Annotated in this window: 1 protein-coding gene; it reads right to left on the bottom strand. The window is 62.6% G+C overall.

The features are described from left to right. Positions 1–377 (bottom strand): NADH-quinone oxidoreductase subunit H (locus ASD25_RS32710; protein WP_235562914.1); only part of this gene is annotated, 377 nt, incomplete at both ends.

Raw genomic sequence — 377 nt, 5'->3', positions numbered from 1 at the left:
CCGAAGGCGAACCAGTTCCAGAACATCCCCTGCTGCTGCTCGACGATCGAGGTCAGGTTCATCGTCCCGGCCAGCAGGATGACGTTGATGATCACCAGACCGATGGAGACCTCATAGGACACCATCTGCGCCGCCGACCGCAGCGACCCCAGGAACGGATACTTCGAGTTCGAAGCCCAGCCGCCCATGATGATGCCGTACACGCCGAGGCTCGAGATGGCGAAGATGTACAGGATGCCGACGTTCAGGTCCGAGATGACCCAGCCCGGCGCGAACGGAATGGCCGCCCAGGCGATGAAGGCCAGGATGAAGGTCAGCAGCGGCGCCAGCAGGAAGACCACCTTGTCGGCGCCCGCCGGCACGATGATTTCCTTGAG

It is taken from the genome of Brevundimonas sp. Root1423 (assembly GCF_001426805.1).
Note: the sequence above shows the minus strand (reverse complement) of the source record. Positions and strands in the feature narration are given on the sequence as shown.